The organism is Kribbella sp. NPDC026596 (genome assembly GCF_040638415.1).
In the GTDB taxonomy this organism is placed as follows: domain Bacteria; phylum Actinomycetota; class Actinomycetes; order Propionibacteriales; family Kribbellaceae; genus Kribbella.
The window spans coordinates 92083-115885 of sequence record NZ_JBEZYF010000019.1 but is presented as its reverse complement, the minus strand read 5'-3'; the positions used below and the strand labels follow the sequence as shown (position 1 = coordinate 115885).

Annotated in this window: 23 protein-coding genes; 13 read left to right on the top strand and 10 right to left on the bottom strand. The window is 68.3% G+C overall.

Annotated elements, in window-relative coordinates; translation table 11 throughout:
- Positions 1-31 precede the first annotated feature (31 nt).
- On the top strand, positions 32-883 hold the full coding sequence (locus AB0E63_RS18415; protein WP_360367017.1) for an HAD family acid phosphatase: 852 nt from the start codon (positions 32-34) through the stop codon (positions 881-883).
- Between the two features lie 25 nt (positions 884-908).
- Here AB0E63_RS18415 and AB0E63_RS18410 read toward each other — a convergent pair whose 3' ends face one another.
- Positions 909-1580 (bottom strand): TetR family transcriptional regulator, encoded by a 672-nt coding sequence (locus AB0E63_RS18410; RefSeq protein WP_360367014.1) that lies wholly within the window; start codon positions 1578-1580, stop codon positions 909-911.
- A gap of 97 nt (positions 1581-1677) precedes the next feature.
- Between AB0E63_RS18410 and AB0E63_RS18405 the strand changes: the two genes are divergently transcribed.
- Both AB0E63_RS18405 and AB0E63_RS18400 read left to right on the top strand, forming a co-directional pair.
- On the top strand, positions 1678-2619 hold the full coding sequence (locus tag AB0E63_RS18405) for an SDR family oxidoreductase (protein ID WP_360367011.1): 942 nt from the start codon (positions 1678-1680) through the stop codon (positions 2617-2619).
- A complete protein-coding gene (locus AB0E63_RS18400) occupies positions 2616-3377 on the top strand; it encodes a methyltransferase domain-containing protein (RefSeq protein ID WP_360367008.1) in 762 nt (253 codons plus the stop codon). The genes AB0E63_RS18405 and AB0E63_RS18400 overlap by 4 nt, the downstream gene beginning before the upstream one ends.
- On the opposite strand, the gene AB0E63_RS18395 is transcribed toward AB0E63_RS18400, so the two are convergent.
- The gene (locus tag AB0E63_RS18395; protein WP_360367005.1) at positions 3370-3897 is read right to left on the bottom strand and encodes a GNAT family protein; all 528 of its coding nucleotides are present in this window, start codon (positions 3895-3897) and stop codon (positions 3370-3372) included. The two genes, AB0E63_RS18400 and AB0E63_RS18395, sit on opposite strands and share 8 nt — an antisense overlap.
- Positions 3898-3957: 60 nt before the next feature.
- On the opposite strand from AB0E63_RS18395, the gene AB0E63_RS18390 reads away from it, so the two are divergent.
- Entirely contained in the window at positions 3958-4254 is a 297-nt protein-coding gene (locus AB0E63_RS18390; RefSeq protein ID WP_360367002.1) for a hypothetical protein, read from the top strand.
- Here the strand turns inward: AB0E63_RS18390 and AB0E63_RS18385 are convergent.
- Positions 4251-4793, bottom strand: a complete 543-nt coding sequence (locus tag AB0E63_RS18385; protein ID WP_360366999.1) for a dihydrofolate reductase family protein — start codon at positions 4791-4793, stop codon at positions 4251-4253. The two genes, AB0E63_RS18390 and AB0E63_RS18385, sit on opposite strands and share 4 nt — an antisense overlap.
- Positions 4794-4933: 140 nt before the next feature.
- A complete protein-coding gene (locus AB0E63_RS18380) occupies positions 4934-6379 on the bottom strand; it encodes a polysaccharide lyase 6 family protein (RefSeq protein WP_360366996.1) in 1446 nt (481 codons plus the stop codon).
- 227 nt (positions 6380-6606) lie between these two features.
- Between AB0E63_RS18380 and AB0E63_RS18375 the strand changes: the two genes are divergently transcribed.
- Positions 6607-7416 carry an SAM-dependent methyltransferase gene (locus AB0E63_RS18375; protein WP_360366993.1) on the top strand — a complete coding sequence of 270 codons (810 nt, stop codon included), beginning with the start codon at positions 6607-6609 and terminating at the stop codon, positions 7414-7416.
- Positions 7417-7579: 163 nt separating this feature from the next.
- Entirely contained in the window at positions 7580-8473 is an 894-nt protein-coding gene (locus tag AB0E63_RS18370; protein WP_360366990.1) for a DUF3800 domain-containing protein, read from the top strand.
- Here AB0E63_RS18370 and AB0E63_RS18365 read toward each other — a convergent pair.
- The 5 genes from AB0E63_RS18365 to AB0E63_RS18345 form a co-directional block, all read right to left on the bottom strand.
- Positions 8437-9183 (bottom strand): NAD(P)H-binding protein, encoded by a 747-nt coding sequence (locus tag AB0E63_RS18365; RefSeq protein ID WP_360367090.1) that lies wholly within the window; start codon positions 9181-9183, stop codon positions 8437-8439. The two genes, AB0E63_RS18370 and AB0E63_RS18365, sit on opposite strands and share 37 nt — an antisense overlap.
- Before the next feature lie 198 nt (positions 9184-9381).
- Entirely contained in the window at positions 9382-11487 is a 2106-nt protein-coding gene (locus AB0E63_RS18360) for a DUF222 domain-containing protein (protein ID WP_360366987.1), read from the bottom strand.
- Positions 11488-11882: 395 nt separating this feature from the next.
- Positions 11883-14057 (bottom strand): MMPL family transporter, encoded by a 2175-nt coding sequence (locus AB0E63_RS18355; RefSeq protein WP_360366984.1) that lies wholly within the window; start codon positions 14055-14057, stop codon positions 11883-11885.
- A gap of 108 nt (positions 14058-14165) precedes the next feature.
- On the bottom strand, positions 14166-14825 hold the full coding sequence (locus tag AB0E63_RS18350) for a response regulator transcription factor (protein ID WP_360366981.1): 660 nt from the start codon (positions 14823-14825) through the stop codon (positions 14166-14168).
- The gene (locus AB0E63_RS18345) at positions 14822-15991 is read right to left on the bottom strand and encodes a histidine kinase (RefSeq protein ID WP_360366978.1); all 1170 of its coding nucleotides are present in this window, start codon (positions 15989-15991) and stop codon (positions 14822-14824) included. The genes AB0E63_RS18350 and AB0E63_RS18345 overlap by 4 nt, the downstream gene beginning before the upstream one ends.
- A 123-nt stretch (positions 15992-16114) precedes the next feature.
- On the opposite strand from AB0E63_RS18345, the gene AB0E63_RS18340 reads away from it, so the two are divergent.
- The 7 genes from AB0E63_RS18340 (at position 16115) to AB0E63_RS18310 (ending at position 23141) form a co-directional block, all read left to right on the top strand.
- A complete protein-coding gene (locus AB0E63_RS18340; RefSeq protein ID WP_360366975.1) occupies positions 16115-16486 on the top strand; it encodes a YciI family protein in 372 nt (123 codons plus the stop codon).
- Positions 16487-16488: 2 nt separating this feature from the next.
- The gene (locus AB0E63_RS18335; protein WP_360366972.1) at positions 16489-16866 is read left to right on the top strand and encodes a VOC family protein; all 378 of its coding nucleotides are present in this window, start codon (positions 16489-16491) and stop codon (positions 16864-16866) included.
- 129 nt (positions 16867-16995) lie between these two features.
- Positions 16996-17583, top strand: a complete 588-nt coding sequence (locus AB0E63_RS18330; RefSeq protein ID WP_360366969.1) for an adenylate kinase — start codon at positions 16996-16998, stop codon at positions 17581-17583.
- Positions 17584-17683: 100 nt separating this feature from the next.
- Positions 17684-18547, top strand: a complete 864-nt coding sequence (locus AB0E63_RS18325; RefSeq protein WP_360366966.1) for a hypothetical protein — start codon at positions 17684-17686, stop codon at positions 18545-18547.
- Positions 18548-18703: 156 nt separating this feature from the next.
- Positions 18704-19090: a hypothetical protein gene (locus AB0E63_RS18320; protein ID WP_360366963.1), complete on the top strand. Its 387-nt coding sequence runs from the start codon at positions 18704-18706 to the stop codon at positions 19088-19090.
- Positions 19090-22212, top strand: coding sequence for a caspase family protein (locus AB0E63_RS18315; protein ID WP_360366960.1), 3123 nt, complete (start codon positions 19090-19092; stop codon positions 22210-22212). Before AB0E63_RS18320 ends, AB0E63_RS18315 begins: the two co-directional genes overlap by 1 nt.
- Before the next feature lie 5 nt (positions 22213-22217).
- Positions 22218-23141 (top strand): hypothetical protein, encoded by a 924-nt coding sequence (locus AB0E63_RS18310; RefSeq protein WP_360366957.1) that lies wholly within the window; start codon positions 22218-22220, stop codon positions 23139-23141.
- Positions 23142-23150: 9 nt separating this feature from the next.
- Here AB0E63_RS18310 and AB0E63_RS18305 read toward each other — a convergent pair whose 3' ends face one another.
- Positions 23151-23783, bottom strand: a complete 633-nt coding sequence (locus tag AB0E63_RS18305; RefSeq protein WP_360366954.1) for a hemerythrin domain-containing protein — start codon at positions 23781-23783, stop codon at positions 23151-23153.
- Between the last annotated feature and the right edge of the window lie 20 nt (positions 23784-23803).

Genomic DNA, 23803 nt, shown 5'->3' with positions numbered 1-23803 from the left:
GCAAGCATCAGCTCGTTTTGGAGAGGTCACCATGGTCATCCGTTCCTGGCGCCGGCCGTCCCGTCGAGTGGTTCTGACCGGCGTCGCCGCTGTCGCGATGGCGTCCGTCGTCGGTGGAGTCGCGTACTCGGCCGGGGCCGCGTCGCCGCAGCCGGCGATTCAGACGTCGACGCCGCGCAGTGAGAAGCAGGTCACCAACATCGACGTTCTGCGTCAGCAGCTGCGCAACTACTACGGCGATCCGCTCGGCAGCGGTACGTTCGCGCCGGACAGCAACTACGCCAAGGAGGCGCGCTCGGTCGCCGCAGCGGGCACCCGCTGGATCTCGGCGTCGCATCACACCAAGAAGACCAAGGCGATCCTGCTCGACGTCGACGACACCTCGCTGGCGACCTGGAACTACGAGATCTTCAGCAACTGGGCGTTCAACCCGGCGACCAACGCGGACTTCGTGCTGAACCAGCGGTTCCCCGCCGTACCGGGCATGGTCGACCTGGTGAAGACCGCCGAGCGTGAGGGCTACGCGATCTTCTTCCTGACCGGCCGCGGTGCCGCGCAGGAGCAGGCGACGCTGGGCAACCTGACCGCGGACGGCATCGGTGTCGACGCGGGCTACCCCAAGCCGACCGCCCTGAGCAACGGTGAGGACGGCCTGTTCACCAAGCCGGCCGTCGCCGACTACCCGGACTACCTGAAGCAGGCCTGCGCCGCCGACCCGAACGGCTCGTGTACGACGATCCACTACAAGTCGGCCACCCGCGCGCACATCGAGTCCCTCGGCTACGACATCGTGGCGAACTTCGGCGACCAGTTCTCCGACCTCAAGGGCGGCTTCGCCGACCGCGCTTTCAAGCTCCCCAACCCGAACTACTACCTGCCGTAACACCCCTCGGGCGCCCCCGCCTCTACTAGGTGAGGCGGGGGAGCGCGCCCTGGAGGAGGAGCCAGAGGTTGTCGCGCAGCGCCGGCTCGAACTCCATCTGGACCGTACGGATCAACGGGTCCGCCTCGTACGCGGCGACGATCGCTGGGACGGGATGCGAGTGGGTCCAGATCGCACCGGCGAGCATGCTCGCGGCGGCGATGAAGCGGCCTGCTCCCTCCGCGCCGAGTTCCGGTACGGCGCCGACGACCACCTCGATCATCCGCGCGTACGCGACCGCGGCCGCGCGCTTGAACGTCAGCGCCGTCTCGGTCGAGATGTTCCGCTCCAGCACCGAGGCCTGCGCGCTGATCAGATCGCACAACACCGGCCGCCCGACCACCGTGCGAACCACAGCCTCTACCAACTGCTCCGCCCGCTGGTCCAGCGGCGTCGCGGCAGGGATGTCCGCCAGCGCGGCCGTAAGTTCCTCCACCCAGCTCGTGAGCTCCGTGCTGGAGAGCTCGAGCAGCACAGCCTCGCGGGACTCGAAGTAGTTCAGCACGTTCGACTTCGCCAGGCCGACCCGGCGGCTCAGCTCGTTCAGGCTGAGGTCCGCGACCGGCATCTCGGTCAGCATCGTCGCCGCCGTCGCCAGGATCGCGGTCCGCCGGACCGCCCGCTGCTCCGCGCTCCGCGCGCGCTGGAATGTCGTCACGCTCACATTCTACAGACCGTCGGTCTGTTGTTATCGGACCAGCGGTCTGATAACGTCGATCTCGTAACAGACCACCAGTCTTTTATGAGGAGCGGATATGTACGACGTCCCGGACCAAAGCGGCAAGCTCGTCGTCGTCACCGGCGCGAACAGCGGCACCGGCAAGGAGGCCACCAAGCGCTTGGCTGCTGCCGGCGCGCGGGTGGTGATGGCGGTCCGGACCCCGGCCAAGGGTGAAGCCGCCAAAGCCGAGATCCTGGCCGAGCACCCCGACGCCCGGCTCGAGGTCCGCCGGATCGACCTCGCCGACCTGGCCTCGGTCCAGGAGTTCGCCGAGAAGCTCGCCGCCGACGAGTCGCAGCTCGACCTGCTCGTGAACAACGCCGGCGTGATGCACCCACCGACCCGGATCACCACCAAGGACGGCTTCGAGCTGCAGTTCGGCTCGAACTTCCTCGGACCGTTCGCGCTCACCGTCCGCCTGCTGCCGCTCGTTCTCGCCGCGCCCGCGCCGCGGATCGCGACGATGGCCAGTGGTGCGGCGAACTTCGGCCGGATCCACTTCGACGACCTGCAGTGGGAACGTCGCTATCGCCGGATGGCGGCGTACTCGCAGTCCAAGCTCGCCAACCTGATGATGAGCAACCACTTGGCCAGGCTGTCCGCCGAGCGCGGTTGGGGCCTGCTGAGCGTTGCCGCACACCCCGGTTTCACCCGCACGAACCTGCAGACAGCCGGTTCGTCGCTCGGCCGGGAGCGGCCCTCGCGCCTCATCCTGCTGAGTGAGCGCTTCAACCCGCTGCCGTCGCAGGGCGTCGAGGTCGGCACGGAGCCGCTCCTGTTCGCCGCGGCCAGCCCGGATGCCCAGCCGGGTGCGTACTACGGCCCGTCCGGCCGGCTCGGCCTGGTCGGCCCGACCAAATTGGTCACCGCTCCGAAGAACGCCCTGGACCCGGAGTCCAACGCACGGTTGTGGAAGGTCGCGGAGGGCCTGACGGGTGTTTCCCTGCCGCCATCCGGTCCTATCCTGCGCAAATGAATGAGTGGTCGAGCGGGGAGATCTACGAGTCGTACGTCGGCCGCTGGAGCCGGGTGGTCGCCAAGGAGTTCGTCGGCTGGCTGGACCGGCCGACGGGCTTGCGCTGGCTTGATGTCGGCTGCGGTACGGGCGCTCTGACCGGCACGATCCTGCGGACAGCGGACCCGGCGTCGGTGCTCGGGGTCGACCCATCGGCCGGCTTCGTCGAGTACGCGCGGGAGTCCGTCCGCGATGAGCGGGTGAGCTTCGAGGTCCGCTCGGCCGCCGAGCTCCCCGACGGCCCGTACGACGTGGTCGTCGCCGGGCTGGTGCTCAACTTCATCCCCGAGCGGGTCGAGGCACTGCGCCGGATGCGGGAGATCGGTTCGACGGTCGCGGTCTACGTGTGGGACTACGCGGACGGCATGCAGTTGATGCGGTACTTCTTCGACGCGATGCTCGAGCTGCGTCCGGAGGATCGCCATCACGACGAGGGTGTTCGCTTCCCGTTCTGTACGGCGGAGGGCCTCGAGGAGCTGTTCCATGAGGCCGGATTCTCCACGGTCCGTACGCGCGACATCGTCGTACCCACGGTGTTTTCGTCGTTCGACGACTACTGGCACCCGTTCCTCGGGGGGACCGGCGTGGCGCCGGCGTACCTGCGTTCCCTGGACGAGCTGGACCAGGATGCTCTGCGGGAGGCGGTGCGATCGCGGTTGCCGATCGAGGCGGATGGGTCGATCCGGTTGACCGCGCGGGCGTGGGCGGCGGTCAGCTGAGGTAGTCGCTGCGGAGTAGCCCGAAAAGCAGATCGTCGGTCCACTCACCCTTGAACCAGGTGTGCGATCGCCGCAGCCCTTCGCGCTGGAAGCCGACACGCTCGAGCAGCCGGGCCGACGCGGTGTTGCGGGCATCGCACTCGGCCGAGACCCGGTGCAGCTCGCGCTCGACGAAGAGGTGGTCGAGTAGCCCGCGCACGGCTTCGGTTGCGTAGCCCTGGCCCTGGTACTCCGAAGCCAGGGTGAAGCCGAGCTCGGCCTGCTTGAGGTTCTCGTCCAGGTTGAGGCCGAGATCCCCGATCAGTACGCCGTCCAGATCGACTGCGTACTGGAACCAGCCGGGCGCTTCCGGGTCGCCGGTGGCGAACTCGTCGACCTTCCGGATCGCGTCGTCCGGCGGCACCGGGGCGTCCCACGACTGGTACCGGGCGACGTCAGGATCCGACCGGTACGCCGCGAACGCCTCGGCGTCGCCATGGGTGAAGCGGCGCAGGGTCAGCCGCTCGGTGCGCACGAACATCGGGCCATCATGTCAAAACCGCGGCCTCGACTCCGTCCTAGGAGTGAGAGGAGTGCGCCGATGAAATTCCTACTGATCCTGCAGGGTGACGCAGACCCGTGCCTGCGCCGCGACGACTTCGAGCGAGCCGCGTACGACGCCGGCGAACTGGTTGGCGGTGAGGTACTCGCGCATCCTCAACTGGCCGTCCGCGTGCCGGATCGGGCAGCTCCCGCGTCCATCGACGCCTACTACCTGATCGACGTCGAGACCCATGATCGGGCGCTGGAGCTCGCCCGTCTGCTCCCCGACAGCCGAACTCCGGGCCGGTGCGTCGAGATCCGGGCCGTCATGCACACGACCGCCGCGGACTTCTAGCGAGTCACCGTGAACCAGAGGTTGGTCGCCGAGGGGTTCTCGGTGCAGCTGATCCGGTCCAGGCGGACGGTTCGGCCGCCGGGGTGGTCGAAGAGGCGGGTGCCGTCGCCGAGCATGACCGGGGCATAGATCAGCAGGACCTCGTCGAGTTCGCCGGCTTCGATGCACTGCCTGGCGATGCTGGCGCCGATCACGTTGACGTACTTCTCGCCGGCCGCCTCCTTGGCGAGAGCGAGTGCTTTCGGGAACTGGTCGACGGTCGTGATCTCGGGCTCGGGTATGGCCGGAGGGCGGTGGGTGACGACGAACATCGGTCCGCTCCACCCACCGCCGAAGGCCTGCCCTTCGCCGGTCTCACCCTTGTGCGGGTCGTCGCCGTCGTGTGAACGGCGGCCGATCAGCAGCGAACCGATCCGGGGGACCAGTTCGTCGACCTCGGGGTTGGGGCCGAGGTACGGGCGCATCCACTGCATGTCGCCGTCCGGTCCGGTGATGAAACCGTCGACCGACATCGTCACCGAATACAAAACCTTCGCCATGTTTCCTCCTGGTCGCTCGTGGTTGTAGTTCGTTGAGACGAGCGGGCCGGAAGAAACTCATCGCAGGGCAGGGAAAGAACGGAAGGGTGGCGGCTCGCTCGTCGGGTGTTGGTTGTTGAGACGAGCGAGCCGGAGAAAACTCATCGCGAGGCGGGACCTACGTCTGCCGAGGTCAGCGGGCGGTTGTGCGCAGCAGCCTGGCTGTACTCGTCGGCGCCGACATCGGCTCGGCCGGTGCGGGGCTGCTCGTCGAGGTCGCGGGTCACGGTCGGGTAGGTCTTGCCGGCGGCGTTGATCGCGGGACTTCCCGAGGTGAGCCGGCGGATCCCGTCGGAGCCAGTGGCGAGCTTCGGATCCTTGCGGCTGAAGCCCGACGCCGGGATGTTGCCCTCGGCCGCGGCGCCCCAGCACAGGTTGCCGGACCAGGTGATGCCCTCCTGGTATGGCATCGACACCAACTGCTGGCCAGCATTGCCGACAAGAAGATTGTCGGCAATCGTGCAGCCCAAGGGTGGCAGGGTGCGCTGGGATTCGCCGCTGATCGCCGTGCCGCAGGACTGGATGGTGTTGAGGGCGATGGTCACCCGGTCCGGTGCGTCGTTGCCGCGGCGGCTGTCCGGCGAGTCCTCCGGCTTGTGGTCGCGGACGCTGCCGCTGCCCAGCACGATGCCGGATCCGCCGATCTGCTCGGTGTAGTTGTTCACCACCAGGTGATCGTTGCCGTAGATCCGGATTCCGTTGCTCCCGGCAAGGATGAAGTTGCCGTCGATCCGGGTCTTGTTGCCGTGCCGCAGCACGATCCCGCCGAGGCTGTCCCGGATCGTGTTGTGCCGGATCGTGTTCGCGGACGACTTGACCGAGATGGCCTCCGGATCGCCGTCGCACCGCTCGAACAGGTTCTCCTCGACCACCGCGCCGGCCTCGCTCAGCGACCGTCCACTGAGTCCGAGGCGGATCGGCTCACCACCGTTGTCCCCGGCGAAGGTGTGATCCGAGAAGTAGTTGCGGACGATGTGCACGCCGCGGGCCATGCCGTCGGAGCCCGGTCCCTCGACCCCGAGGAACACGCCGAGTGTCGACTTCCCGTGGAAGTGGTTGCGCTCCACGGTGGTCGCGTCGCCGCGGACCATCAGCCAGTGCATCCCCTCGAGATCGGCGAGCTGGAAGTCGTTCCGGCTGATCCGGACGTGGTGGCAGCTCGTCGGGATCTCGAACGTGGTCTTCTGCCGCAGGTTGAACCCACTCACGACGACGTACGACGAGTCCGCGAACACGAACCCGCGATTCCCGGTCAGCGTCACCCCGCCACGTGACTCGGCCCGGACGGTGATCGGCGCGTCGACGGTGCCGCGCCTGCCGGTGACGGCGATGGTCTGATCGCCGGGTACGTCGTACGTGCCGTTGGCGAGCACGATCTCGGCGCCGGGCTTGGCCGCGGCGATCGCCTTCCGGAGTTCGTCGAGGGTGCGTACCTGGACGGCGCGGGCGTGGGTCGCGGTGGTGCTGCTGGGTCTGGCGAGAGCGGTGGCCGGCGTGGCGGCGAGGCCGGCGCCGAGAGTGGTGAACAGGAAGGTCCGGCGATGCATGGTTCCTCCGGGAGGTTCGGGGCGGTGTCCGGATGAGGCGCTCAGTCTGTGGGTGCGCGCGGATCTTGGCAAGCGCTTGCCAGGGAATTGGTCCGGATCTCCCGTGGGGTGGGACGGGCCGGGCCGGGGTTCCGCGACGCAGCCCTGGCGCGACCGTGGTACGGGCTGGCGGTAGCCTTCCGGACAATCGACGTTTTCGGATTCGGGAAACGAGGTGGATCGAGGCGATGCCGGACCGGGACCAGGTGATCGACCTCGAGCGGCCGTCCGAGGCGCGGCTGTACGACCTGTTCCTCGGCGGCAAGAACAACTTCGAGGTGGAACGCCGGCTGTTCCAGGACCTGGTCAAGATCGCACCCGAGGCGCCCGAGCTGGCCCGGGAGAACCGGCGCTGGCTGACCGAGGTGATCGGCCGGCTGAGCACCGACGGGGTCCACCAGTTCCTCGACCTCGGCGCCGGCCTGCCGACCCGGCAGAACACCCACGAGATCGCCGTCCGGGCGAACCCGAGAGCGGCCGTCGTGTATGTCGACAACGACCTGACCGCGATCTCCCACGGTCGAGCGTTGCTCGCCGACGACCGCACCAGCTACTTCGTCGGCGCCGACCTGACCGACCCGGGCGCCGTTCTCAAGGACCCGGCCGTCACCGGCGGACTCGACCTGACCAAGCCGGTCGGGATCATCCTCGGGCTGGTGCTGCACTCCATCTCGGACACGGACCGGATCGAGCGGGTGATCGCGGAGTACCTGGCCGCCGTACCGTCCGGGTCGTACCTGGCGCTCTCGCATCCGCTCAACCCACGCGACGGCAGCCGGCTGGCCGAGTTCTCGACCGCGATGGAGGAGAAGCTGCAGGAAGCCTTCCCACGGGTACGGTTCCGTACCTGGCACGAGGTGGCGGGCTTCTTCGCTGGTCTCGACCTGGTGGGGCCGGGGCTGGTCGACCTGACCGTCTGGTGGCCGAAGGCTGATCAGAACCTCAGCCCGGCGGGCGCGGGCCAACTCATGCTGGTCGGACTCGCCCGCAAGCCCTGAGCCCTGGAAATCACTGGTGCGGTCAGCCCTTCGCGGCCGATGATGGGTCGCATGTCTGCCAAGGCCGCTGCCGCTCACTGATCGCGCGTCCATCGCGTCTGATCAAGCCCGTCGACGACGGGCCCCGCAGCGTGCAGTCTCTCAGCCTTGGAGTCCTATCCTGATGACCATCTTGTCGTCATGGGTCGAGATCGCGTGTGACGAGTCCGGATTCTCCGGGACCAACCTCCTGGACCCCGCCTCGCCCGTGATCACCCATGCCAGCGTCGATCTCGCCCTACCCGCGGCCGCCGAAGTGGTCGCCGTACTGCGATCCCGCTTCCGCAGCCGATCCGAGTACAAGTCCAACCAACTGCTGCGACCCGAGCAGCGGTCCGCGCTCGAGTGGTTCCTCACCACCCTGCGTGGGCATGCGCACGTCCACGTCATCGACAAGACCCGGTACGTCGCCGCCCGGGTCCTCGAGCTGTTCACCGGCGAACCGTCGTACGGCGATGGCACCAGCCTGGCCCGGGATCACTCCGACGCCGTACTCGCGCTGCAGCGGCGGACCGGATTCCTGGCGGCGTTCGTCGACCTGACGCGGACGAAGCGGGTGCGGTTGATCGACCATGTGGCGATCGAGCGGTTCTTCACGACCATGCCCTCCGACGTACCCGAGTTGGATGCGGTGACGCGGGCTCAGGTGGAAGACGTGGTGCTGCGGCTGATCGACGACGATCCGGCGATCCCGCCGCCGCTCGAGCCGCTGGTACCCGCGCTCGCCGAGACCGTGCTTTTCTGGAGCGCCGGGCAGCGGTCGGTCGCCGTGGTGCACGACGAGCAGAGTGCCCTGACGCCAGGTCGCATGGCTCGGTTGGCGACGTACCTCGCCGAGGCAGTGGCTCCGGCGCCGCCGCCACTGCTCTCGGTCACGCAGGTCGATTCGAAGCACGACCCGCGAGTGCAGGTGGCGGATCTCCTGGCCGGGATCGCCCGCCGCCGATCTCCGGAGCTGGTCGAGTTGCTGGAGCCGTACCTTCAGACCTGCGCGGACAGGAAGTCCTCCCAGGTGTGAGTGCCTACATCGGCGCCGGACAGGGTGAGGTTTCCGCCGGCCCGGTAGACCTTGCCGACCTTGCCAGGCACGTGGATCGGCAGCGAGAGGCGGTGCTTGCCCTTGGCCCGCAAGTAGTCGCGGGCAAGCTCGCCCAGGCCGTAGACCTTGGGTCCCACCAGGTCTGGCACGAGCCCAGCCGGCTCGCCGAGGGCCAGTTCGACCAGTCGATCCGCCACATCCCTCGCATCCACGGGCTGGAACCGCACTCCACCGGGAACGGGCAGCACCGGCAGCTTCGCCATCGCCTGTACCGCGTTCAACACGAAGTCGTGGAACTGCGCCGCCCGCAGAACTGTCCACGGCACCGACGACTCCCGTACTGCCTGCTCCGCACCCAGCTTCGACTTGAAGTAGGTCAACGGCAGCTGATCCACCGCCGTCACCGAGATGTGCACCAGGTGCCGGACCCCCGCCCGCTCCGCCGCCCGCACCAGATTCCGCGTCCCGACGTCGTCCCCCTTCGGCCCACCCGCCAGGTGAACCACAACGTCGATCCCGCCCAGCGCGTCGTCGATCCCCTCATCCTTCAGCAGATCCGCCGCCACATACTCGACCCCGTCACCACCATCCCGCGCGTGCCGACTCAGCACCCGCACCTTCCACCCCGCCGCCTGCACCAACGGCACCACCTGCCGTCCCAGCGTGCCGGTCCCACCAGTCACCATCATGAGTCCCACGACGTCCTCCGCTCATCGGCCAGGCCCACCTCTCGGGACCCAACCCTCTGACGGAGTCCAGTGCGCGGATGTGACAGTGACCACCGGCGGTGCAGTGGCGGAGGGGGAGGAGCGGCGGCGATCACGGTGGCCGTGCTGGGCGGCGGAGGTGACGGCCGTGGCCGTGGCGGCAGTGTTGGTGGCGGTGGCCTAGGCGGCGGTAGTGGAGGCGCTGTGGGGTTCTGTGGGGTCACCGCAGGGGTCTGAGATGCGGCGGATGGATCTCGGATCGTCGTCAGCGGGGTTGGGCTCGTCAGCGGTCTCCGGGGCGAGGTCGCCCCAGGGGTCGAACGTGCCAGTGGCGTTCGTGCCGAGCTTGCTCCGGCGATCAACGGTCGGGTTCCGGCTCACGGCATCGCCCCAGACGTCGACGCCCACATCGGTCGTCCCTTCGCCGGCCGGCGGCTTGGGAACGCCGCGTGGTCTGCTGTCGGAGCCTACGCCCCAGGGGTCGAAGCCACCGGCGGGTAGGAGCGGCGGTCCGGACTTCGGCGTCTGCACTCGGTGGTCCCGGTGCTTGTGCGGCTCGTGCTGAAACTGCTGGTCTTGTTGCTTGTGGGTGTGGGCCGGTCGCTCATCGGTGGGGTCGCCCCAGGGGTTGAGTCGTGCAGTGTTCTCGGGTGTGATCCACTGCGGGTCGGTCTCGCGTGGCCAGGCACGCGCGGACCGACCTGCTGTGGTCGCGCCCGCTGCTTCGCGCGTGGTTGATCCGTGGTCGGCACCCGAGACAGGGTCGGTGGTTGGTGGCCGGTATCTGCCGCAGGGGGCGGGGTTGGGGGTGGCCCAGGCCGGGCGGGCGACGTGCACAGTGCCGTTGGTGATGTCGATGTTCCAGTGGCCGGCGTGGAGGTCGCGGTGGCAGCGTTTGCACAGCAGGACGAGGTTGGTGATTGTGGTTTCGCCTCCGTCGATCCAGCTGATGACGTGGTGGGCGTCGCAGTAGATGGGTGGGGCGCCGCAGCACACGCAGCCCTTGTCGCGGGCGATGAGGGCTTTGCGGATCGGTCCGGTCGCCAGCCGGACGGTGGTGCCGACGTCGAGGGGCTGGGAGTCCGAGCCGAGCACGATCGGCAGGATCTGTGCGTCGCAGGCGAGTCGCCGGATGGTGGCCGCGGACAGGGCGTCACCGTAGGTGAGGTGGCCGATCTTGTGCGCGGTGGCTGTTTTGAGGTCGTTGAAGTCGATGGTGACGGTGATGTGGGCCTTCGGACCATGCCCCGGGATGAACCTGGCCGCGGAATCGGCGCTGATGCCGTCGGCGGGGGTGCTGTTGCCGGTCCTCGGTGAGCGGGGGTCGCTGGGCATGTCCGGCAGCATCGCGTCGGGGACGTGTGCGGCGTCGGCGGTTCCTGCAGCTCCTGGGGATTCAGTAGTGCCTGGTGTGCAACCAGATCCTGCCGTGCCGGCGGCTGTGTTGCCCGTGCCGGTGGGGTTGGTGGCGGTGGTGAGGATGGTGGTGAGGGCGTCGGCGTGGCGCTTGTGGCGGGGGCGGGGGTCGAGTGCGCCGTCGATGGTTTTGTGGGGTTTGGCGTGGATGTTGATGAGGGTGCGGAACAGCTCGGCGTTCTCGTTGGCCAGGTAGCCGGTGAAGGCAATGCCGTTGTCGGCGTTCTTCAGGGTGAGTGTCTCGCGGTCATACGCCTTCTGTTCGGCGGGTTCGGGGCCGTCGGTGTCGAGCCGGTCGCGGACTTGATTGCCGGCCTTGCGCAGTTCGAGTGGGCCGTGAGTGCGGCCGAGTTCGACCAGTGCTTGTTCGGCGACCTGGAGGTCGTCGGCCGCGACTGTGGTCGGGACCTTCTCCAACGCCGACACGATCGCCTCGGCTTGTGCCGGGTGCAGCAGCACCCCCACACCGACCCCCGTACAATCGCCACCCGCGCCGTTGTCGTCGGCACCGTCCTCGCCCGCGCCGTCGATACCCGCGCCGTTGCGGTCGGCGTCGTTGTCGTGTGCGGGTGTCGCGTGGTGGGGGTTGGGGTCGGGCAGGGCGGCGGCGACGGCCGGAAATTTGGGCAGGGTGGTGGCGAGGTGGACGTCGCGGCGGGCCTTGGTGGCGTCGATGCGGTAGCGGAAGGTCAGGAGCCGGGCGGTGGTGCCGGCGCCGAGTTCTTGGGCGTAGCCGGTGGTTTCGAGGCCGTGGATGAGGTGCAGGGCGGAGGTTTCCAGGCGGGCGATCTCGGCGAACGTGGCGTCGAGCGACGACAGCATCTCGTCGCCGCTCATCGACCGCACCGGTCGCTCTCCGAGAAACTCCATGTACCTACTGTAGACATCGCCACCGACAGTTCGCAAACGCGAAAGCCCTTATTTTCAAGGAGTTCCGGCATCGCGGGTTGTCCACAGTGGCGCCGGCCTTGTGGACAACTGCCGCAATCATACGAACCAATGTGCTACGGGCCGAACGTACAGCTTCAGGATCGTTGCTGCTAGCAACAAGTACCGCCAATGGACCCGATGTGAACGCGGAACGACTCTGATGAACCGGCAGACGGTGGACCTGCCACGTGTCGCGGCTGCGTGACGGTCGAGCCTGGTTCTACGGCGACGGCTCGACGGGACGACCAGCTCTTTCGAGCACGCCACGATGTACTGCTGCTGACGCACAACCGGCCGGCGACCTGGATCCGGTCGCCGGCCGGGCGCGTGCCGACTCAGGTGAGCACCAGCTCCTTGTCGTCCCCCGCCGGGGTCTGTTCGTCGAGGCTGTGGCCTTCGGTGTCGAGGTGGGGGAGCAGGCGATTGAGCCAGGTGGGGAGCCACCAGGCGGCGGGGCCGAGGAGGGACAGGACCGCGGGCATGATGATCATGCGTACGACGAAGGCGTCGACGATGACTCCGACGACCAGGCCGAGGGCGATGGAGGCGGCGACTGCCATCGGGGACGAGGCGAAGCCGGCGAAGACGAAGGCCATGATCGCGGCGGCTGCGACGAGGACCGGGGCCGACTTGGCGAATCCGCTGATGACCGCGTCCTTGGGTGACGCGCCGCGGTTGTGCATCTCCTGGATCCGGGAGACCAGGAAGACCTGGTAGTCCATCGCGAGTCCGAACAGCACCCCGACCAGGATGATCGGCAGCGTGCTCAGCATCGGATCGCCCTGCGGAGCCGGGATGGTCGCCTCGAACCAGCCCCATTGGAACACCGCCACGCTCGCCCCGAACGAGGCGCCGACGGACAGCAGGTAGCCCAGCGTCGCGGCCAGCGGGATCAGCAGCGACCGGAACATCAGGATCAGCAGCAGCAGCGACAGCCCGACGATCAGGACGACGTACTCGATCAGAGCCTTGTGCAGCTTCGCGTCGCTGTCGATGCCGATCGCGGTTTCGCCGGTGACGGCGAGGCTCACGCCGCTGACGGTGCCGGCCTGGTCGCGGATGCTGGTGACGAGGTCCTTGGTCGCGTTGTCGATCGGTCCGCCGCGGGGGACGACCGTGACGAGCGCCGCGTCGTTCTGCGCCGTGACTGCAGTGGTGGCGACGACCCGTACGTCGGCCAGCCCGCGCAGCCGGGTCTCCACGAACGGCAGCTTCCCACTCACCTCGCCGCCCTGGACCAGTACGACCAACGGGCTCTGTACGCCGCCGAACTTGTCGACCACGAGGTCATAAGCGTGCCGCTGGGTCGACACCGGATCATTGCCACCGGGAATGTTCGATGCGGTCCGCATGTCCAGCATCGGTACGGCGACGATGCCGACGACAACAATTGCTCCTAGCAACGACACCACCGGACGACGGACCACGAACGAGGCCCACCGATGCAGTACCGACGCCCGGTGCTCCGGCGCCGGACCGGCCGTGCGCTCACGTCGCGGGAGAGCGCGCCGGCCGAGAGTCCGCAACAGCACCGGCAACAGAGTCAGTGCCATCAAGACAGCCATCAGTACGCCGAACGCCCCGGCCAGCCCCATGTCACGCAGCACGCTGATCCCGACCACACTCAGCCCGGCCAGCGCGATGATCACGGTCAGTCCGGCGAACACAACCGCCGTACCCGCGGTTCCGACAGACCGGGCGACGGCGTCCTCGACGTCACGCCCTTCTCGGAGCTCGGCGCGAAAACGGGTCAGGATGAACAGGCTGTAGTCGATACCGACCGCCAGGCCGAGCATCGTGGCGAGCGTCAGGGTGGTGTCCTGTAACGGGTTGATGGTGCCGTAGGCAAGCACTCCGAGGGTGCCGACACCGACGCCGGCGAAGGCGACGAGCATGTTCGCGCCGGCTGCGGCCAGTGAGCCGAACGTCAACAGCAGAACGAGGAACGCGACCGCGACACCGAGGAGCTCACCGGCCCCGAACGCGGGTACGTCGTCCGCGAACAGCTCACCGCCGACCTCGGCCGTGAAGTCTGTCCGAGCATTCGCGGCCAGCTTGAGGACGTCGTCGTACGCCTGCTGCTGGTTGGTTTCGGTCACACCGTCGAAGGTCAGCGTCGACACGACGGTCGTGCCGTCCGTGGAGACGAAAGGCTTCTGGGCGTCGAACGGGTTACTGACCGAGCTGACCTGCGGAATCGCCGCTGCATCGGCGAGGATTCGGGTGATCCCGGCCTTGGCGGCGGGGTCGGTGACCTTCGCGGTGCCGTTGGTCTCGAGCACCAGGGTGAGCGTCTTCGCGCTGGTCTGCGTGCCGGGGAACTTCTGCCGGACGATGTCGAGGGCCTTCGATGCCTGGGTGCTGGGGATCGACGGGGTGGACGAGGCGCCGGACGAACCCGCCGACGCGACCACCCCGGTCAGGATCGCGAAGGCGGCGAGCCACATCGCGACCACGATCAGCCGGTGCCGGGCGCTGAAGCGGCCGATCCGGGCGAGTAACTGCGGCATGGTGATGCTCCTGAGGACAAGGGATCGGGACGTTCTTCATCCTCTGGATTCCCGCCGCCCACCGCGTCGTCCGGACGCAGCGACCGATCTACTGCGATCGCAGTAGATTCACCGGGCGATGCCCGCCCGGTAGGCGAAGGCGACCAGTTGCGCGCGATCCCGAGCGCCCACCTTCGTCATCGCCCGATTCAGATGCGTCTTCACCGTGTACGGCGAGAGGAACATCGCGGCGGCGATCTGCGCGTTGTCCAGCCCGGACGCTATCGCGACCACCACCTCCCGCTCCTTCGGCGTGAGCTCGGTGAACTTTCCCGCCATCTCCTCGTCCACCGTCACCGACGGCTGCTCGCTGACATGCCCGATCAGGGCCGCCGACGCCGCGGCCGACAGGGCGCCACCACCTGCCGCGACCTCCTCAACGCCGGTGATGAGCTCCGTCGGGCCGACCGCCTTGCTCAGGAAGCCGTTCGCGCCGGCCCGGAGCGCGGCGAGCACCAACTCGTCCTGCTCGAAGGTGGTCAGGATGATGATCCGCGTCCGCTCCGGCGGGTGGATCTCCCGGATCCGTCGCGTCGCCTCCACGCCGTCCACACCGGGCATCCGGATGTCCATCAGCACGACGTCCACCGGCTGCTCCTGCAGGAAGCGCACCGCCTGGAGCCCGTCGCCGACGTCGCCGGCCACCTCGAACGGCGCGTGCGTCTGCAGGATCGACCGCAGGCCGACCCGGATCATCTCCTGGTCGTCGACGATGAGGATGCGCGTCACGCGAGGTCGCTCCCGTCGACCGCCAGTACGACGCTCAGCCGGAACGAGCCGTTCGCGTCGATCACCTCGAGCCGCCCACCCGCCGACTCGACCCGCTCCCGGATGCCGACCAGGCCGTAACCACTACCTCTGCTGTCGCTGGTTCGGCGCGGATTCTCCACCTCGATCAGGATCCGCCCGTCCGCGGTCGTCACGCGCAGAGTCGCCGTACCCTCACCGTGCCGGTGCGCGTTCGTCAGCGCCTCCTGCACAATTCGGTACGCCGTCAGGCTCACCGCGGGATCGATCGCCACGGGAACCTCGTCGATCGTGGCGTCGAGCTTCAGGCCGATCTGGCGATAGGAGTCGATCAGTTCGGGCAGGCTGCTGAGCTCGGGCGCGGGTTCTGCTGCCGACGCGTCGTCCGTGCCGCGGCGCAGCACTTCGAGGATGTGCTGGGTCTCCAGCAGCACCGCTCGTACGGCGGTCCGCGCCGAGTCGAGCGCCGCACGCGCGGAGTCCGCCTGTGGCGGAAGGTTCACCTCCGCGACACCCAGGTGCATGCTCACGACGGCGACCTGGTGCCCGACGACGTCGTGCAGATCGCGGGCGATCCGGAGCCGTTCCTCGGCCACCCGCCGGGTCGCTTCGAGATCGCGAGTCGCCTCCGCGTCGGCCGCACGCTGTTCGAGGGAGCGCCAGTACTCCTGGTGAATGCGGATCGTGTTGCCGATCGCACCAGCGGCGACCGCGGACACCACGGCCGGGAACGACTGCAGGCTCAGGAAGTCGTAGTCCTGGGCGATCGCGGTCATCAAGTAGAGCCCGGCCCCGACGAAGACCGTGCCACGCACCGCGGGCATGCCCTGCAGGGTGAACGAGAACAGCGCGAACACGGCGATGCTCCACATCACGATCGGATCCCACCCGATCAGCGCGGAGATCAGGCCGCCCGCCACCGTGACGACGAGCCCGGGCCACGGTCGCCGGCGGGCGAGTGCGGCCCCGGCCACCGTGATCAGCAAGGCGGCGAACGCCAGCAGTCCGGCACTGTCCGCGATCATCCGGACGAGCTCCACCGAGGCCGATACGGCGATCAGGGCCGCGGTCCCGGCGTGCAGCACTCCAGCTCGCCGGAACCACACGGGGCCGGCTGCCCATGGCTCGATCCTCGACTCCGCCTGCATGCTGTCGATTGTGATCCATCCCGGATCTCTTGCCGCGTAGGGTGTCGAGAGCCTGCGCTCGGGTCCGACGTCACGGTTGCCGGGCGCAGTACGGCGTACCGGTTGAGCGCAGTGGAGGTTGTCATGAAGTACGTGGTCCTGATCCACTCCAACCCGCAGCCGTGGGGGCACCCGACGATCGATTTCACCGAGGTGGGCCGGGCGATCCCCGCGGACGAGCGGGAGGCGATGGGCAAGGAGTTCGACGCGCTGCTGGCCGAGCTGTCCGCGTCCGGTGAGCTGGTCAGCGGGCTGGCGCTGGATGCGCCGGGGTCGGCGAGGCTCTACCGGTGGGAGGGGAAGAAGCCGGTCAGCACGGACGGGCCGTACGCCGAGGCGAAGGAGCACCTGGCCGGGTTCTTCATCCTCGACTGTGCCACCCGGGAGCGTGCCGAGGAGGTCGCGGCCCAGTTCGCCGGCCCCGGCGACACCGTCGAGCTCCGCCCGGAGATGTGACGGTGGCCGGCGGGATCAGGCTCAGTTCGCCGACGATCAACTGCCTGGACGCGCTCGCGCTGGCCGGTTTCTACGCGCAGATCACGGGTGGCCGCGTCGTGTATACGGACCCGGTCTGGGCGACTATGAACGGGCCGGGCGGCCGGATCGATTTCCAGACCGATCCGGCGTACGTTCCGCCCACCTGGCCGGAGTCGACGGTCCCGATCCAGTTCCACCTCGACTTCTACGTCGAGGACCTCGCCGCGGGCGAGGCGACGGTGCTGGCGGCCGGCGCGACCAGGTACGCGCACCAGCCGAACTCCGATCACTGCCTGGTTTTCGCCGATCCGGCCGGCCACCCGTTCTGCCTGTCCACCTGGGACATGCTCGAGAAGTAGCGTTTTCGCGCCGCATGGAACACTTTCGCGCGGTGTGACGTGTCCCTGCGGTGCGGAGTGACGTACGCCGTACCGCACGGACGGAGGCTTCCATATTCTGGAGGACTTACCGGGAGTCAGGAGCGCGCTGTGACGATTGTTGTTCTGATGGGACCGCCGGGGGCCGGCAAGGGAACACATGCCGACCACCTCGCCGGACGGCTCGGCGTGCCCGTGATCTCGACCGGCGACATCTTCCGGGCCCAGGTCGCCGCCCGGACCGAGCTCGGCCGGACCGCGCAGCGCTACCTCGACGCCGGTGAGTACGTTCCCGACGAGGTGACCAACGCGATGGTGCGCGAACGGCTCGCCGCCGACGACACCCGCCTCGGTTTCCTCCTCGACGGCTACCCGCGCACTGTCGACCAGGCCGCCGTGCTGGACGAGATCCTGGCCGCGCAGGACCGGTCCCTCGCCGCGGCCGTCGTGCTCCAGGTGGACCCCGAAGTCCTGGTCCACCGCCTGCTGCGCCGGGCCGAGATCGAGCACCGCTCCGACGACACCGAGGTCGTCATCCGCCGGCGCTTCCAGGTGTACGACGACGAGACGTCCCCGCTGATCACGTCGTACGCCGCCCGCGGCATTCACTACGAGATCGACGCCTCCGCCGACATCGACACCGTCCGAGTCCGCGTCCACGAAGTGGCCGACCTTCTCGGAGTGGCCGCGCAGCGCTGAGGTTCACGGCGTACTGCCAGAAAGGCCGAGGGGGTTTTCCCAGCGGGGCTTTCTAGCGTCATTCCTTCGTACGGAGATCCGACGAACGAAGGAGATGGCAGTGGACGACGACGACAAGCCGGTCGGCCGGGTGCTGAGCCGGCGGCGGGCGCTGGCCGTGTTCGGTGCGGCCGGTGTGGCATTCACGGCGGTAGGGGCGGCGGTCGCGGCCAACGCCGACGCTGACGTGGCCGCGAGTACGGTCTCGCCCGGCTGCGTGGTGAAACCCGAGATGACCGAAGGCCCTTATTACGTGGACGAAGGGCTCAAGCGGTCGGACATCCGGGTGGACACCTCGGACGGTTCGGTGGCTGCCGGTAGGAAGTTCAGCCTGGTCCTGCACATCCTGCAACTGGACGGAACCCAGTGCAAACCATTGCCTGGGGCAACTGTCGACATCTGGCATTGTGATGCGGCCGGGGTGTACTCCGACATCGCCGCCGAAGGCACCACCGGGAAGAACTTCCTGCGAGGCTACCAGGTGTCGAATTCCGGCGGGATCGTCAAGTTCACCACGATCCTGCCGGGCTGGTACCAGGGCCGGACCGTCCACACTCACGTGAAGGTCCGCACCACCGGCACCGACGGCAACCCGTACGAGTTCACGTCGCAGCTCTTCTTCAGCGAGGAGTTCAAGGCCGTCTACCTTGCCACTGCGCCGTACGCCGCGAAAGGCACGCCCGACACCACCAACGACGCCGACATGCACTACGCCGACATCGGCGACCAGATGCTGCTCGAGCCCACTGCAACCGATGGCGGCTACGAAGCAGCCTTCGCCATCGCCCTGGACCTGTCCGACACCGCAGTCGGCGCCGACGACTCCTTCTCAACCCCCGGCGGCCCCGGCGGCACTCCGCCCACCGGTACTCCGCCTACCGGCGCCCCGCCCACCGACGCACCAACCGCCACGCCCTCGGCCTGACCCGAGGGATCCGGAGCTCCGGAGTTCGCTCCGGAGTTCCGGCTCCATATTCGTAGCGGTCCGTGCGGTAGAGGTCTAACCTGAGTGTCACCGAGGTGACACCGCGTGTGGGGGGCTTCGCAACGCGGTTGTCGCCAATGAATCAAGGGGGCGATGGTGGGGGAGCTGAAAGTTCAGCTTGCCGAGTCAGGTGCGGATGCGGAGCGTCTGGACCAACTGACCGGTTATCTCCGGCGGGAGTTGCTCGAGCTGGACGTCGAGGACGTCACAGCGCTGCCGGCCGGCGAGCCACCACCGGGTACGCGAGCCTTCGAGTTCCTGGCGATCGGCGGGTTGCTGGTCACCTTCAGTGAAGCCACCGAGGGTGTTCGCAAGGTGGTGTCCGTGATCAGGGACTGGTTGGCGCGCGGCGACGGCGTCAGGCGGACTGTTCGGCTGGAGCTCGACGGCGACGTCCTCGAGCTGTCGGAGGTGAGTGCCCCCGAGCAGACGCGGCTGATCGAGTTGTTCGTGAACAGGCACACCGGTCCCAGGGACAAGTAGTGGACGGCCGGCGCAGAGCCCTGATCGTCGCGAACGACGAGTACGACCACGAAGGCCTCCGGCATCTGAGGTCGCCGGCCGCCGATGCCGAGGCGCTCGGGCGCGTGCTCGGCGACGGACAGATCGGGGCCTTCGACGTACAGACCGTTCGCAACGAACCGTCGCATGTGATCCAGACGCAGATCGAGGACCTGCTCGCGGAGAGCCAGCCGGACGACGTGCTGTTGCTGCACTTCTCCTGCCACGGCCTGAAGAGTGAGTCAGGCGAACTCTTCTTCGCCGCCCGGAACACCCGGCCGAACCGGCTCAGTTCCACCGCGATCTCGGCGGACTTCGTCCGGCGGTGCATGCAGGCGAGCCGATCGCGCAGCGTCGTACTGCTCCTGGACTGCTGCTACGGCGGGGCGTTCGGCAAGGGCGTCGCGGTCCGGTCGTCCGGTGATGCCAACGTCCTGGACAGCTTCCCGGGCAATCAGGTCGGCGGCGGCCGGGGGCGGGCGGTCATCACCGCGTCGAACTCGATCGAGTACGCGTTCGAAGGCGACGAGCTCGCCGACGACCACAGCAGCCGGCCGTCCGTGTTCACAGCCGCGCTGGTGGAGGGGCTCGCGACCGGTGACGCCGACCGGGACGAGGACGGGTGGGTGTCGCTGAACGAGCTGTACGACTATGTGTTCGACCGAGTGCGTGCGCAGACCCCGCACCAGACGCCCAGCCGGGACGTGGAGATGCAGGGCGAGCTGTACCTGGCCAGAAGCCGCCGGCGGCGGATCAAACCGCAGCCCATCCCGGCGGATCTGCAGGCCGCGATGACGGACGCCAACATGTTCTCGCGTCTTGGCGCCGTCAGTGAGTTGCGTTCGCGGCTGCTCAGCGACAATCTCCCGGCGGCGGTCGGGGCGCACGAGGCGTTGGTGGAGATCGCGCGGACGGACATCCAGTACGTCGCCGGGCCCGCCCAAGCGGCCGTCCAGGAGGCGACCCTGCATCCCAGTGCACCGGAACTGCGGTTCGAGCCGGTTCGTCCGGGCGCGGAGCCGCCGCACCTCGTTCTCCGCCTGCTCGGCCCGCCGGTCGCGAGGATCTGTACGCCGCACGCCTCGGACGACTGGATCCACGTCGAGGACACACCCGACGGCCTCGATATCTCGGTGGACACCCGCGCCACCCGCACCGGAACCCTCAACCTCAAAGGCCCCACCGGCGAACTTGACCTCCCCGTCACTGTGACCGTCCTGCCAGCCGAGGAGCCGCCGGTGACGGAGAAACCACCGGTCGCGGAGGAGGTGCCGATCACCGACGAGGTGCCAGCTGGGCTGGAGGTGCTGGTCGCCGAGGGGATGCCCGCTGCGGAGGACGTGCCGGTCGTGGGTGACGCACCTCTGGGCGACGTCGCGATCGCTCCCACCGACGATCCACGCCCGTCCGTCTCCGTGCAGGAAGCCCCTCCGGTATCCGCGGAGTCGGCAGTCAAGCCCAAGGCACCTGCCGCGAGGCCCGCTCCCCCTCCAGCACCGGCCGGGTCGCGGCCGAGTCCTGCTCCGAGTGCTCCAGTGGAGGTTCGTCGTACTGAATCGGTTCCGCCGCGCCCTATCGGGTTCGGTGCGCCGCCGCCGGTGGCTCAGCCTGTCGCCGCGCGACCTAAGGCCGCGAGTGAGATCGGCTCGGTCCTCTGGGCGCTGATTCCTTTGCTGTCTTTCGGATTCCTGGCCTTCGTGCCCGTCGTCCATGCGGCCTCCCGGCTGAAGAGTGTTGCTCTCCAGCTGGCAGCTGTCGGCTACATCGTCGTCGGGGTGCTGGCGATCGGGTTCTTCGCGAACAACAACCCGGTCTTGAACATCCTGCTCGTCATCGCCGGCACGATCCAGGCGTTCGTGCTGCGCGGGCGCGTGTTCGCGCCCGCCGTCGCGGCGCCGGTAGAAGCGGCTCCGGAACGGCGTCCTGTTGCCGAAGCGCCGGCCGTCGTGCCGCATTTCCGGGTTGTTGCCTTAGGCATCGCCGGGTCGGGAAAGACGGTGTACCTGTCGAGCATGTTCCACACCGTGAACGTGCCGACGGCCACTCGCTCGTACTTCCTGGAGACGGCCGCCGCTCAGCGGATCTATCTCAGCAAGGTGTTCGACGAGGTGAGCGACACGACCGAGCCGTGGCCGCGGGGAACGCGCACGGGAGAGACCCGGGAACTCGTCTTCGACTGCATGTCGTTCAACCAGGGCACCAAGCATCAGGTGTTCACGATCAGCTATCTCGACTACGCGGGCGAACTGCTGGAGTCGGAGCAGGCTGCGGGTTCGACCGGCCTCAGCGATCTGGAGGCACGGATCCGCAACGCCCACGGCCTGCTCGGAATGCTCGACGGGTATCGCGTCCTCCAGTTTCTCCGCGGCGAACCCGCCGGGCAGCGCTACTTTCGCAGCTCCATCCAGCCGATGATAGGGATCATGGCCGGCGCCACGTCCCCGATCCACTTCGTCCTCACCAAGTGGGACCTGATCCGCGGGTTCGGTGAGCCGGCCGATGCCGATGACAACCTCCGGCTCAGCCTCGTCCGCGAAGCCTTGATGAAGACCGCCCAGCTGAAGGCGCTTGTCGAGACGCACAGCTGGGAAGGCCGGATCATCCGGTTGATCCCGGTCAGCGCGGTCGGTCCGGACTTCGCCCAGATGGACACCGACGGCCGGATCCTGAAGCTCCCGAACGGCGAGCTCCACCCGGCCAACGTCGAGGTGCCGCTCACCGCCATCCTTCCGGATCTCTTCCGGCAAGTGGAGCAAGCCCTTGATCCGGCCATCCGCCGGCAGCTTGCCGCGGACGCCAGATCCCGGCTGGAGCCACGATTCTCGATGACGGCATTCCTGAATCTCCCGGCCGGTGCGACGCTGGGCCGCAGGCTCCAGGACGTCGTCGGTGGATCCGCGGGGCGTGAGGTCGTCGGCATGTTCCTCGACTGGATGGCGGGGCTGCCGACGGACGAGGCCAGGGCCGCGGGCGAGCAACGACGCGACGCCCGGCGCCAGACCGCGACCGTCGAGGCGGCCCGCGCGCGGGTGTTGGGCGAGTTCGCCGCGGACTTGCACCGGCTCGAGGAACGTCTGCCTGCTTCCCGACTCGGCGGACGGTGACCACGGTGCCCGATTCACCGCCGTACGGCTGGACGTTCCTGGTCGCGCGTGGCCGGCAGCAGGGGTACCAGGCGCTGCTGGTGCCCGACTTTCTTGCCGAGAGCAACGAGTACGGCGTACTCGACCAGGCCACCGGTGGTGAGTCGGCTGTCGGGATCACCCCGATCCCCGGGCTGGCGGCGGGTGACGTCGTACTCGTGTATCGGAGCGAACGGCTCGGGGACGGCGATCTGGGGTGGTTGTCCGGGCCGGTGACCGACCAGTTCGGCCGGCCGTTGGAGTTGTTGTACGGGTTCGTGCTCCGGGGCGGTGGGATCAGCGAGGTGGACAACGCCGACCTCGCCACCGCGCGGGCGGAGGCGATCGCGACCTACCGGCGTTTCCTGGCCGCCGAATCGGCGTTCGAGCGGGAGATCTCCAGGCCGTTCGTCCTGCGGTCGATCCCCGAGCTGGTGCTCTCGTCCGCCCCCGCTCACCTTGTCGACCCCGGAGCCGGCGCGCCCGAGCCGGTGGCCGTGGCCGCGAGTCCGTCCCCGATTGCCCGCCGGAACCTTGTCCTGATCGTCGTGGTGGCCATCGCTGTCTCGGCAGCCGTCTGGGCTCTGCTTCTCCGCGGAGGAGGACCGGTGACCGACGTCGATCTGGTCGAACTCGAGTCGACAGTAGTCGACTGCACGCAGCCCATCACCGTGCAGGCCAGGATCACGACGGACGACGCCGCGACCGTGACCTACCACTGGGAGTCGAAGCTGACGACGGACGCGAAGCCGGTCTCCGTCGAGTTCGCGTCCGCTGCCACGCGGATCGTCAAAACCACTGTCCGGCCCAACTCGGCGTCCGGTGACGAGTTCAGCTTCACTCAGGCCCTGGTCGTCGACGACCCGAACTCCGTCGAGTCCTCCCGCGAGTACAAGCTGACGTGCCGGTGAGTCCCGGCTTCAGCCGCGCCAGACCGGGGCTACGGACCTGCGGTAGGAGCGGCCGAAGACGCCGGTGATGAGGACGAGGACTGGTTTGGGGATGGTGCCGGTGATGGCTGCGGTCTCTTCGGGGGCGGCGCCGTCGAGGGCCCAGGCGAAGAACGTGCCGCCTTGGACCGGACCGACCTTGGCGAACTCGCGGCCCATCGCCTTGACCTCAGGGGAGTCCTTCTTCGCCAGGTAGACCGGCTCGATCTCGGCTTCCTCGTGCTCCATGTGCTGGACCGTGACCCGCTGCAGCTCCTGCATCGCGGCCAGTGCGGACGCCGCGTCCTCGGCACTCGCAGACCCGCGCAGCGATGCCATCGCGGTCCGCGTGTCGGCCAGTGCGGTCGCCATCGTGTCGTGCTCCGCGTCCATCTGCGTCAGTACGTCGTGACTCACCCCGACCGCTTCCAGCGCCGGCCAGGCGATCTCGTGCTCACCCTCGTGATGCCGCGTCAACTGGTCGTCGAAGTTCGCCCACGCTGTCGCCAACTGTTCGGCCCGCTGCCGATTCCCGGCCGGAAACCGCCCCAGTGCGTCAATGAAGCGCCCCAGATCCCGTCGGAACGCCGCGTGAATCGCCTTGTTCATGCTCATCTCCGCCATAGTCGGGAGTGTAGGGCGTC